The organism is bacterium, assembly GCA_004322275.1.
GTDB lineage: Bacteria > Desulfobacterota > Deferrisomatia > Deferrisomatales > BM512 > SCTA01.
This window is the reverse complement of the sequence record SCTA01000023.1, coordinates 14,280-25,991: the sequence shown is the minus strand read 5'-3', so window position 1 is coordinate 25,991 and position 11,712 is coordinate 14,280. Positions and strand designations below refer to the sequence as shown.

Sequence of the window (11,712 nt, the reverse complement as noted above, 5' to 3'; positions counted from 1 at the left end):
GACGAAGACAGTATCGTTTATACGGCGAGGAGCGCTCCCGAGAAGCGACGAAGCCCCGCGGCAAAAGCCGAAGCTGTCAGCGCCTCAGGCGAGACACTTAAGACGCAATTCCAGCGGATGGGGATTCAAATAGCTCTGCGCGCCGAGCCAGGGGTGACGCCAGCGCCTGTTCCAGTGGTTAAGGAGGGTCATGGGAACGGTCAGGGGGAGCAGCCCGGCGCGATAGCCCTCTATCGCCTCGCCGAGCTCGCCCTTTTCTATGACGTCGAGGTTTCTCTTGAAGTAACCCGCGGCGTGCAAAAGGACGTTGCAGTTCTTCGCCCGCGTAGACCGGTGGGAGAGCGCGCCGATGAAACCGTCGCGGTAAGCTTCGTAGACCCGGTCCAGAGGCTCTTTTGTCGGCCGGGCGACGGTTCTGCCGAGGCTCCGGTAGCCTTCGGCGGAGTGCGCCATCAAGAGAAGTTTTTCGCAGGTGTGAAAATCGACGAGCCTTCCCCTTGTCTTTTCCCCCTCGACAAGCTTTTTCAGCCTGCGCATGGCGAAGAGGCGGACGATGAAGTTTTCCCGCCTGCCGGGGTCGTAAAGGCTCTCCTCGCTCTCCACCACCACCAGAGGAAGGGAGCGGGCCACCTCCTCGGCGAAAAAACCCATTCCCGTGCGTCTCTTCTGGCCGCACCCCTCCCGGATTTCTACCTGCGGGCCGCAGGAGGGGGAACGGCTTTTCAGGATCATCCCCCAGAGGTCCTCCCCCTCCAGTTCCCCGGCCTTTGCTTTTGCCCACTCCCGCCAGGAGCGTGAATAGTCCGCCAGGCTCTCTCTCCCGACGGCGCGCACCTCTCCGCCGCCTCCGGCCCAGAGGTCCACGGGCTCGCGCGGCACTCCCATGCCCGATTCCGTCTCGGGGCACAGGGGGACGAATCTGGCGAACCTCGCAAGAGTGTGAACGAGATAGGGGTCGAGCTTGCAGCCGCCGTCATAGCGGACGTTTTCGCCCAGAAGGCAGGCGCTTACCCCCAGAGTAATTCGAGTTTCCATATCGTCCCGATGCATTTTCACTGCGGCTGCGCGGCAGGGTTTTTTAATCTCCTGAATGAGTGAATATTACCCTCAAACCGCCGCAGGCATAGGGGGGCCTGAGCCGTAGACGAAAAAAATTATTTGGCTCCGAAGGTGAGACTTGCGCCTTTTTTGTGTTATAAAAGGTGTATCCTTTGGGCAGTGGAAGTATTTTTTTCAAGTTGGACGTGCATTACCGGGAGGTTTTAAAAGATGCTTATGAAGGTTTCCTTCCCTGGGCCAATGGCGGTGGAGGCCTCCGTCGGCTCTTTCACAGTACGCACCGACCAGCCGGTAACCTCCGGCGGCGACAACAGCGCCCCCTCCCCTTACCTGCTCTTTTTGTCCTCCATCGCCACCTGCGCGGGGTTTTTCGCGCTACGCTTCTGCCAGCAAAGGGAGATAGCCACCGAGGGGATGGAGCTTATCGCGGCCTTTGAAACCAATCAGGAATCGCACAAACTTGAGAAGGTTAGGCTTGAACTGAAACTGCCGGACGGCTTTCCGGAAAAGTACGAGCAGGCGATTGTGAAGGCGATGGATCAGTGCACCGTGAAGAGGGCGATAAAGGACCCGCCGGAGTTCGAGATTACCACCGTGATGATGTAATTGAAAAAGGCCGCCTTTTCGGGCGGCCTTTTAGCATCCAGACCTTTATTCGTTACCAGCCGTAGCCGATGTAAACGCCGGTGGTGAAGCCGCCCGCTTCGACATTGACGCCGCCGACGTTCACCTCCGCCTTGGAATAGCGAAGGTCGAGGCCGAGATTCATGGAATCGAAGAACCTTCCCTGAACTCCCCCGTCGATCCAGAAGCCGAGGGCGGAATCGTCTTCGGAGGCCGATGCCCCGCCGAAGGTGACCTCAGCCTCGGCCCCGATGATACCGAGACCGCCGCCTACGAACCCAGCCACGTCCGTCTCGTCTCCGAAGAACTTCCTGACGCCAAAGTCGAGTTCGATGGTCGAGGCCGCGAGATCAAAACCGCTGTTCGCATAATTTTCTTCCTCTGCGGCGCTTCCGAGGTAGTCCAGGGCGAGCGCCACCGGCCACCCCTCGGGGGTAACGTCGAGGTGGAAGGAGACCGCGGTCTGGTCTTCGAGCGGCTCCCAGTCGTTCTTTTCGAGGGCTTTTCCGCCGACGAGGAAGTTGAGGTTGCCGGTCGTGGCGTGCGAGGGGGCGCAAAACCCGAGCAGAAACGGAACCACTGCGATTGCGATGAGCGTTTTCTTCATTTTTACCCTCCCTGTAGCGGCTGTATGCCGTAATAATCATCAGATTTAATAGCCACGCACCCACAACTCCGGCAATCTATTTCGGCGAAGGGCAAGGAGTCCGCAGGGCGCGCGACGAAGACAGTATCGTTTTATACGGCGAGGAGCGCGAACGAGAAACGACGCAGCCATTCGCCGAAAGAGGAAGCCGGACTTTAACTTTGTTCTTCCGACACCTTTATGTCAAGCGCATGAAACTGAACGTAGGTTCTGCCGCCCCGCGTGCGGGTGCGGGGAGTCCCTATCGTATCGACTCTGACGCCTGGCCTGATTCCCTCGACCTCGTGGGCGCTGTTCCACAGCACCGCCTCGATGGAGCGGTTTTCGCTGGCGAGCCTGAGGCGCAGGTGGTTTCCCCCCTCGCCCATGTGACCCGCCTCGGCGACCTCCAGATTTCGGAGGATGACCTGCGGGGAAGGATTTCCGTAGCCGAAGGGCTCCAGGCGGGTGAGTTCCGCGACCAGGGGAAGGGTAAGCTCTTCTATGCTCGCCTCGGCGTCGGAGACGAGGGTCGGGGCGAGGTCTTCTTCGATGACGCGCCTTCTGACCGCCCGCTCGAAGCTCTCCCGGAAGGCGGGTATGCCGGACTTTTTTATCGTCACTCCCGCCGCCCCCTTGTGGCCGCCGAAGGCCAGAAGCATCCCCTCGCACTCCTTCAGCGTATCGTAGATGTCGAGCTCTCCCGCCGTCCTCGCCGACCCCTTGCAGATATCCCCCGTCGCCGAGATTACCACAGAGGGGCGCTGGAACTTCTCTACGAGGCGCGAGGCGACGATGCCGACAACTCCGGGGTGGTAGTCCTCGCCCGCGACAACGAGGGAAAGGCTGCTTTGCAGCCAGCCGCTCTGGTGAACCCTGTCCTTTGCATTCTGGAAGGAGGAGGTCTCCTCGGCGCGCCTTTCGGTGTTGAGACGGTTGAGGTCGGCGGCAAGCAGCCTCGCCTCCTCCATATTGTCCGACATGAGGAGATCGAGCGCCTGATGGGGGCTCTCCATCCTTCCGGCGGCGTTTATGCGCGGGCCGAGCTGGTAGGCCAGATGGCTGGCGCGGTATTCGCTACGGAGGAGCGCCGTCTCCGCGAGGGCAAGTATGCCGGGGCGGGGATTCTTGTTCATCGCGCCGAGCCCCGCCCGGACGAGTATGCGGTTTACCCCGCGAAGGGGCACGAGATCGGCGACTGTGCCGAGGGCGACCAGATCGAGAAATTCACGAAGGTCGGGCTCGGGCCGAAGTTCGGTGAACCAACCCCTCTCGCGCAGAACCTTCCGCAGGGCGACGCAGAGATTCCACGCGACTCCCACTCCGGCTATCATCGGGTCGGGGTAGAGGGAGGTTTCGATTTTGGGGTTTACGACGGCGTCGGCGTCGGGAAGCTGGCCGCAGGGGTTGTGGTGGTCGGTGATAACGAGGCCGAGGCCGAGGCTTTTGGCCAGAGAGGCCGACTGGACGTCGCAGATGCCGCAATCGGCGGTTATGACCAGCCCGCCGCCGTCGGCGGCTATCTCCCGGAGGGGATCGGCGTGGAGGCCGTACCCTTCCTTGTCGCGCCGGGGCAGCCGGGCGCGCCACTTGACGCCTATGGAGGAGAAGAAGTTGCCCAGAAGCGCCGCCGAGGTCACTCCGTCGGCGTCGAAATCCGTGTAAATCCAGAGCGGCTCACCGGCGAAGATCGCAGCGGTTATCCGCTCGCAAGCCCGCTCCATGCCGGGTATGGACATGGGATCGGGCAGGAAGGAGAGTCGCGAGGAGAGGAACTCGTCCGCGCTTTCAGCCGAAGAAAACCCCCGTGCGGCGAGTATCCTCCCCAGAAGCGGCGAAACCCCGAGGCTGCGGGAGATCTTCTCCGCCGCTTCGGGGTTTTGGGGTTTGCTCAGCCAGCGCTTTTTCAAATTCGTCCTCGCCGGTCAGCGCCCGGAGTGATCGTTTTTAATACGGCAAAGGATTTTGCCGCCGTCCTCCTTCGTCTTTCTGCTTCGGAGGACAAAGGCGAGGAGGTTCACTTCGCTTTTGCAGTTCCCAAGTCAGATTTTCCCCGGCGCGGCTTTTCCGTTCCCGGCGAGGAATCCCGCAGCGAGAGGGCGAGACAGTAGCAGCGCTACGGCGAGTCCTCAAGCGAGGACATGACGACGCCGGGGGCGGAAAGGATGCGCCGACTCTTAGAACTTAGAAACCTCCGCTCCCCTCCACCTCTTCTGTACGTAGAGCACCACCGGGCTCGCGATGTAAACCGTGGAGTAGGTGCCCGCTATCGAACCGACGAGCAGCGCCAGCGAGAAGTCGTGGATGACCGGGCCGCCGAAGAAGAAGAGCGCAAGCACCGAGAAAAAGACTGTCGCCGCGGTGAGGATGGTCCTTCCCAGAGTCTCGTTTATCGACATGTTGAAGTGCTCGGTTATCGTGTACTTTGAGCCGTACTTCTTGATGTTCTCGCGGACGCGGTCGAAGATGACTATCGTGTCGTTGATCGAGTAGCCGATGATCGTAAGCAGCGCCGCGATTATCTGCAAATCGAACTGTTTGTTAAGAAAAGAGAAAACGCTGACCGTGATCAGGACGTCGTGGACCAGCGCTACGATGGCGCCTATTCCCCAGTGAATCTCGAAGCGCCACCAGACGTAGAGGAGAATGGCCGCCCAGGAGATTATTATCGCCAGAAGGGCTTTCTGGCGAAGCTCGGCTCCCGCTCTGGGCCCGACCATCTGCGCCTGGCTGACGGAGACGTTGTCCGCCCCGAAGGCCTTGCCGAGGGTCTCGGAAACCAGATTTTCGACGCCGCCGAGTTCCGAGGGCATGCGTTCGAGCTGGATTATGAACTCGTTGGACTTCCCGAGGGTCTCCTGGATTACCGGAGTGCCCTCCACCGCCCCCGTGAGGGCGCTTCGTATCTGGTCGGCGGAAACCGAAGTCTTGAAGGCCACCTGCACCATCGTGCCGCCGGAGAAGTCGATGCCGTAGCGGACGCCTCCTTTGAGGACGATGCTCGCGATGCCCGCCAGGATGATGACGATGCTTATCGCGATGGCGATCTTCTGTTTCCCGATGAAATCTATCTTTGTTCCGGGTGGGATCAGTTCGATCATGATGCGGTTCCCGCCTTATATGCTGAGACGCTTCACCGAACGCTTCGAGAGATACCACTCGTAGCATCCGCGTGTGAAGACGATCGCGGTGAAGATACTTGAAACCATGCCGAGGGAGAGAGTTACCGCGAAGCCCTTTACCGGGCCGCTCCCCATGAAGTAGAGGACAACCGCGGCGACGAGGGTGGTGAGGTTGGAGTCGATAATCGTCGAGAAAGCCTTGTCGTAGCCGCTTTCGATGGCGTTAAGGACCGACTTTCCTATGCGCAGTTCCTCACGTATTCGTTCGAGTATCAGAACGTTCGCGTCAACCGCCATGCCCATAGTGAGGGCGAGACCGGCGATGCCGGGAAGGGTGAGGGTCGCGCCGACCGCCGCCAGAAGCCCCAGCATGATTATCATGTTGGTGATAAGGGCGAGGTCGGCGATGAAACCTGACCATCTGTAGTAGAAGATCATGAAGGCGACGATGAGGAGTAGCGACATCGACGAGGCCATCTTGCCTGCGGCGATGGAGTCGGCTCCGAGGGAGGCTCCGACCTCGATCTCCTGCAACACCTCCACGGGCGCGGGCAGAGAGCCGGAGCGCAGGGCGATGGCGAGGTCTCTCGCCTCGTCGCGGGTGAAGGTGCCGCTGATGGAGGCCCTTCCGCCGAGAATCGCCTCGCGGATGACGGGGGCGGACTGCACCACTCCGTCGAGCAGTATGGCCAGCCGCTTGCCGACGTTGGCGCTGGTTACGTCGCCGAAGATCTGCTCGCCGCGCTTGTCGAACTCCATGAGGACGTAATACTCGGCGCGGTTCTGGTCCACGTTCATCATCGCGTTCTGAACCACTTCGCCGGTCATGATGACGCGCTTTTGAACCAGGTAGGCCGGGGCCGTCCCGACTTCGTTGCCGGTGCGGATGTCGATCTTCTTCTTGCCGTAGAGTATCTCGGAACCCGCGGGAGTTCCGGTAGACATGGCGGTCTCGACGGGGGTCTCTTCGTTCAGCAGGCGAAACTCAAGCTGAGCCGTCTGGCCGATGAGCTTTTTCGCCCGCTTGCTGGTGGCCAGCGCGAAGAGGACCTTGACCTTGCCGTCCGGCATGACCTCGCGCTTTTCGCGGACGAGGCCGACGAACCTGCCGGTAGCGTCCGCAACGATAGAATCGGCGACGGATTCGCTGGGGAAGGTGACTTCTATGTCGGTTCCGCCAGCCTTTACCTCGCCCGCGACGCCGTCCTTGGCCATTTTATCGCTGAGCCAGCCCGAAACGGTGTCGGCGGAGAGAGTCCCGAGGCCGGGGAGCTGGATGAGAATCTCGCCGTTGCCCCTGGGGACGATTACCGGCTCGGCCACGCCGAACTGGTCGATGCGGTTTCGTATCGTCTCTATGCCCTGGTCGATGGCGTACTGCTCGATCGATTTCTTCTCGTCGTCGGTGTAGGAGAGGACGAACTTCTCATCCTCGCCCTCGGTGGTCCTTCCATCGACCTTCAGGTTGCCGAACCGCTTCTCCAGAAGCTCGACCACCTTTTTGCCGCCGTCTTCCCCGCGCACGGCAAGGACGATGCTGGCCGGAGTCACGTCAACACCGCGCACGCGCACCCGCTCGTCGCGAAGGGCCTTGGAGATATCCTCGGCGGTGCGGTTAAGGGAGTTTTCCACCGCCTTTTCGGTCTGCACCTTCAATTCGAGGTGAAGGCCGCCCTGGAGGTCGAGCCCTTTGGCGATGCGTTTTTGCGGCATGAACGACGGCGGCGTCACGCCGTCGGGCAGAAGGCTCGGCAGGACGAACAGGAAACCCAAAAGGGTAGCCGCGCCGATTGAACCCAGACGCCATTTCCAACCCTGGGACATATTGTCTCCTCTCCTCTAAACAGGCCGCCGCAAAGCGTTAGCGGCGGCCGGCTCCGCAGGGGAGCCCGATAGAGGGCAAAATCGTTATTACTCGGATTTTTCCTTGGTCGCCTTGTCAATCGAGACGACGGCGTCTCTCTTGATCTTCACGCGGACATCCTTGGCGATCTCTATGGTGAGGCTGTCGTCGGCCAGCGCCGTGACCTTGCCCATTATCCCGCCGGTGGTGACGACATCGTCCCCGCGCTGGACCGACGCGAGCATCGCCTTGTGTTCCTTCAGGCGCTTTTGCTGGGGCCGGATCAGCATGAAGTAGAAGATTACGAAGATGAGGATCAGCGGAATAAAGGACATTATCGGGTTCTGGGCTTCGCCCCCCTGCTGCGTCGGGGCGCCCATTGCGTGCGCGGTATCGACCAAAAAAGCAAACATTTAAAATCCTCCTTTTAAAAAAACTGCTGCGAGCACCGTTCTTCTGCGTCGCGCGCTCGCTCAAGGGCTCGCCGTAGCGCTGCTACTGCCTCGCCTTTTGCTGCGCGGCTCCTTGAATACGGTGCTTCTCGCGACGTTTTTTTTACTAAACCTCAAACCGTGAAACCGTCAGGAAATCACGCTTTTCATCTAAACCGAAGTTCCGCGTTCGTTCAAGCTTTCGGGGCCGGACCTAAATTCCCGCAAAAACTCACCGTAGCGCCCCTCCCCGGCGGCCTGCCGGATGCGCTTCATGAGGTTTTGATAGTAATACAAATTGTGGAGGGTGATAAGGCGGGAAGCCAAAATCTCTCCCGACCTGTAAAGATGACGCACGTAGGCGCGTGAGTAATTGCTACAGGTGTAGCAGCCGCAAGCCGTGTCCGGAGGCGCCTTATCCCGCTCGAATCGCGCGGTTTTTATAGCAATTTTGCCCTGTGATGTAAAGAACATTCCATTGCGGGCGTTCCGGGTCGGGAGCACGCAGTCGAACATGTCGATGCCCCTCGCCACTGCCTCCACGATGTCGGAAGGGGTGCCGACACCCATCAGATACCGGGGTTTTTCCACCGGCATGTGGGGAGTGACGGCGTCGAGAGTCGAAAGCATGAGCTCCTGCCCCTCTCCGACCGAGAGACCGCCCACTGCGTAGCCGTCAAAGCCCATCGCCGAAAGCTCTTCGGCGGCCTTCCGGCGCAAATCGGGCTCCATTCCCCCCTGGATGATCGCGAAAAGGGCCAGTTCGGGACGTTTTCTCGCCGAAAGCGAGCGCTTTGCCCAGCGGTTGGTGAGCGCGAGGGACTTTTCGAGGTAGTCGCGGGTGGAGGGGTGAGGCGGGCATTCGTCGAGCACCATCATAACGTCCGACCCCAGCGCCTCCTGAATTCCTACGACTTTTTCAGGGGTGAGCATGTGGGAGGAGCCGTCCAGATGGGAGCGGAAATCGACCCCCTCCTCGGAGATCTTGCGAAGGTCGTTGAGGCTGAACACCTGATAGCCGCCTGAGTCGGTCAGGATGGGGCGCTTCCAGTTCATGAACCTGTGGAGGCCGCCAAGCTCCCTTATCACCTCGTGGCCGGGGCGCAGGTAGAGATGGTAGGTATTGGAGAGGATTATCTCGGCCCCCAGCGCCTCCACCTCCTCCGGCGTCATTGCCTTCACCGTCCCCAGCGTCCCCACCGGCATGAAGGCGGGTGTCTCCACCGTCCCGTGGAGGAGGGAAAGACGCCCGCGCCGCGCGCCGGTTTCGCCGTCGCGGCCAAGCAGATTAAAAGATGGCCTAAAGTCTTCCATAGTCCTTCCGGTTACTTAATAAGCATTGAGTCGCCGTAGGAATAAAAACGATAGCTTTCCCTGACGGCGTGGCGGTAAGCGTCCAGAACAAAATCCCTGCCTCCGAAAGCGCACACCAGCATCAGAAGGGTCGATTCCGGCAGGTGAAAGTTGGTCAGCAGCGCGTCCACGATTTTAAACTCGTGGCCGGGAAGGATAAAGAGGTTCGTCTCCCCCGTCGAGGGAATAACGCGCCCGCTCCTCCCGCAGTGCTCCAGGACGCGCGCCGAGGTGGTTCCAACCGCGACGACGCGCCTCCCCCCCTCTTTCGCCCGGTTGATCTGCGCGGCGCTCTCTTCGGTCAGTTCAAAGACCTCTGAGTGCATTTTATGGTCGGAGAGATTCTCCGCCCGCACCGGCAAAAAGGTCCCGAGGCCGACGTGAAGGGTGACATGCGCGAAGGTGATTCCCTTCGCCCGCAGCGTCTCCCTCACCTCTTCGGTGAAATGGAGTCCCGCCGTCGGCGCGGCGGAGCTGCCGGCCTTCTCCGGCGAGGAAAAGAGGGTCTGGTACCACCTCTTGTCCTCCGCTCGGGGGGAAGAGCGGCGGATGTAGGGCGGCAGGGGCATCTCGCCCAGCCGTTCGATCGCCTCCTCCGGGGAGTCTTCCGACGAAAGCTCCACCACGTAGCGCCCCTCGCCGAGGACGGAGACGACCCTTAGGGAGGAATCACCCGAAAGAATAACCTCGGAACCCACCCCGAAGCGCTTGGAGGCGCGAAGGAGCGTTTCCCACGACCTTTCCGAGAGGCGCTTGAGTAGCAGCGCCTCCACCCTTCCGCCGGAGGGCTTTCGCCCCCAGAGACGCGCCGGAATTACGCGGGTATCGTTCACTACGAGAAGATCGCCTTCGCAAAGGAAGGAAGGAAGAGAAGAAAAGACGGAATCGGTGAGAGAAGACGTGGCGCGGTCGAGGACGAGAAGCCTGCTGGAATCGCGGGGGTGCGCGGGCTCCTGCGCGATAAGCTCCTCGGGGAGGTCGTAGGTAAAATCGGTCAGTTTCATCAAAATTCCGCCAAATCCCTCAAAGCTGATTTCCCGCCTTTGCAGCCTTGAAGCTAACCACCATAGCGGAGGGAGTCAACGGTAAAGGGATCAAAATTAAAAGGGACGAGCGTTAAAATTTATTTTGCGAAACTGTTGCTGGAATTCTATAATTAGCTGACTAAAAAATACGCGATGCAAATGGTATTTTTACGCATTTAAAATATTTTTTTAAATATACCCTTATAAAAATTTAAAACGGGGAGACGACAAGATGGAAACGAGGCCGAAAGAACGTTCTTTTATCCGGAATCCGTTGTTTGCGGTGCTGCTCGCCGCCTTCCTGATGCCGCTTGCCTCTTATGCGGATGACTACGAAGCGCCGTCGTTCAGGGTAAGGTGGCTTGCGTCAGATGCCCCCCAACTCGTAGTAAAGGCCAAAAATGCGGGAGATTACAAGATTTTCCTGACCGCCCCGGCGGCGGAAACACCCCAAGCCGAGACCCAACAAGCCGGGACTCAATCCCCACCTGGAACCGAGCCCCCGGCTCCGTCGCAACCTCCGGCTCAACCCCCGCCTGGAACCGAGCCTCCAACTCCGTCGCAACCTCCGGCTCAACCCCCGCCTGGAACCGAGTCCCCGGCTCCGTCGCAACCTCCGGCTGGAATTCAGATCCCGCCTGAGTGGCGCATTTGGCCCGACCAGATAACCAGAAGGGTGAAAGACGGTACCACACAGTTTAGCGGCAGCGAATACGTTTCTATCCCGGCCAACAAAGAGACTGCTTTCCACCTTGTCCTTACAGGCATGAATTTGCTCCAGACAGGCGGGCAGGCGGAGATCAACTACGAGTGCAAGCCTCTTCAGGCAACCCCCGCAGTAATAGGAAGAAATATCCTCACGGTGCTGCCGAAGAGCAGAATCAGATTCGATCTTGGGGGTTCTTATTCCCTTAACGCGGACGGAAGCTATGTTCTGAAACCCGAGGTGGCGGTGTCCACCATGACAAGGCACTACTCCAGGTTGAGCGGCGGGCTGGATTTCAGACTGGCCTATATGGGCAAGGTGGCCGAAGAAGGCGACACTGAGGGAACGGACAACCCGTTTAAGTCTGGCGGATCCACTGTGGAAGGCAGATACGCCTTTCTGTATCACCCTCTGGGCGAAAGCTGGAACAATCCCGCATTCTCCATCGTTTTCGGCGGAGGGGTGCGGACAGTTCCCAACGGCGAAAGCGAAGAAATCCAGTTCGTGGACGCAAGGGCAAAGGCATTCCTGGGCCTAAGGTGGAATATATTCGCGTTCCTGGAAGAGAACTTCGCCAATGAGCCCTCGGATTGCAACGGTTATCTCGAACTTCTTTACTCCCGAGACCGCTTCTGGAGGGACTCGGCCGGAGGCGAGGACAAAGACCTTGAAAACCGCGCGGTTGCCAACGCCCAGGTCCAGATACCCGGAGTCGGCACGAGAAACACCTGTTTTGTATTCAGGGGGACGATCGACTCATCCACAATATATGGAAAGCCGTCCGAGGCCCGCTTCTCGATCCTCTACTCCATATCGAGCAACGCCTTCGCGAATCTTTTAGCTAAATAAAGGTTCGGGGAGTCAATAAAAGCGCATCAGCTATAAGCACCGCACTAAACGGGAGGAGGAATGACTTTTGAGAAA

10 protein-coding genes are annotated in these 11,712 nt (G+C 59.5%); 2 read left to right on the top strand and 8 right to left on the bottom strand.

Annotation, left to right across the window (positions count from 1 at the left end):
* Positions 1–84 precede the first annotated feature (84 nt).
* A complete protein-coding gene (locus EPN96_07635) occupies positions 85–1,050 on the bottom strand; it encodes a DUF1722 domain-containing protein (GenBank protein TAL16873.1) in 966 nt (321 codons plus the stop codon).
* A gap of 225 nt (positions 1,051–1,275) precedes the next feature.
* Here EPN96_07635 and EPN96_07630 point away from each other — a divergent pair, with 225 nt between their 5' ends.
* A complete protein-coding gene (locus EPN96_07630) occupies positions 1,276–1,665 on the top strand; it encodes an osmotically inducible protein OsmC (GenBank protein ID TAL16894.1) in 390 nt (129 codons plus the stop codon).
* A gap of 52 nt (positions 1,666–1,717) precedes the next feature.
* Here the strand turns inward: EPN96_07630 and EPN96_07625 are convergent, their stop codons facing one another.
* The 7 genes from EPN96_07625 to queA form a co-directional block, all read right to left on the bottom strand.
* Positions 1,718–2,290 carry a hypothetical protein gene (locus EPN96_07625; GenBank protein TAL16872.1) on the bottom strand — a complete coding sequence of 191 codons (573 nt, stop codon included), beginning with the start codon at positions 2,288–2,290 and terminating at the stop codon, positions 1,718–1,720.
* A 194-nt stretch (positions 2,291–2,484) separates the two neighbouring features.
* Positions 2,485–4,218, bottom strand: a complete 1,734-nt coding sequence (gene recJ, locus EPN96_07620; GenBank protein ID TAL16871.1) for a single-stranded-DNA-specific exonuclease RecJ — start codon at positions 4,216–4,218, stop codon at positions 2,485–2,487.
* A 267-nt stretch (positions 4,219–4,485) separates the two neighbouring features.
* Positions 4,486–5,406, bottom strand: coding sequence for a protein translocase subunit SecF (gene secF / locus EPN96_07615; GenBank protein TAL16893.1), 921 nt, complete (start codon positions 5,404–5,406; stop codon positions 4,486–4,488).
* Between the two features lie 18 nt (positions 5,407–5,424).
* Entirely contained in the window at positions 5,425–7,254 is a 1,830-nt protein-coding gene (gene secD / locus EPN96_07610; protein TAL16870.1) for a protein translocase subunit SecD, read from the bottom strand.
* Positions 7,255–7,341: 87 nt separating this feature from the next.
* The gene (yajC, locus tag EPN96_07605) at positions 7,342–7,686 is read right to left on the bottom strand and encodes a preprotein translocase subunit YajC (protein ID TAL16869.1); all 345 of its coding nucleotides are present in this window, start codon (positions 7,684–7,686) and stop codon (positions 7,342–7,344) included.
* A gap of 189 nt (positions 7,687–7,875) precedes the next feature.
* Complete coding sequence (locus EPN96_07600) at positions 7,876–9,018, bottom strand: tRNA guanosine(34) transglycosylase Tgt (protein ID TAL16868.1); 1,143 nt, start codon at positions 9,016–9,018, stop codon at positions 7,876–7,878.
* Between the two features lie 11 nt (positions 9,019–9,029).
* Complete coding sequence (gene queA, locus EPN96_07595) at positions 9,030–10,061, bottom strand: tRNA preQ1(34) S-adenosylmethionine ribosyltransferase-isomerase QueA (GenBank protein TAL16867.1); 1,032 nt, start codon at positions 10,059–10,061, stop codon at positions 9,030–9,032.
* 697 nt (positions 10,062–10,758) lie between these two features.
* On the opposite strand from queA, the gene EPN96_07590 reads away from it, so the two are divergent.
* Positions 10,759–11,637, top strand: a complete 879-nt coding sequence (locus tag EPN96_07590) for a hypothetical protein (GenBank protein TAL16866.1) — start codon at positions 10,759–10,761, stop codon at positions 11,635–11,637.
* The last annotated feature ends 75 nt before the right edge of the window (positions 11,638–11,712 follow it).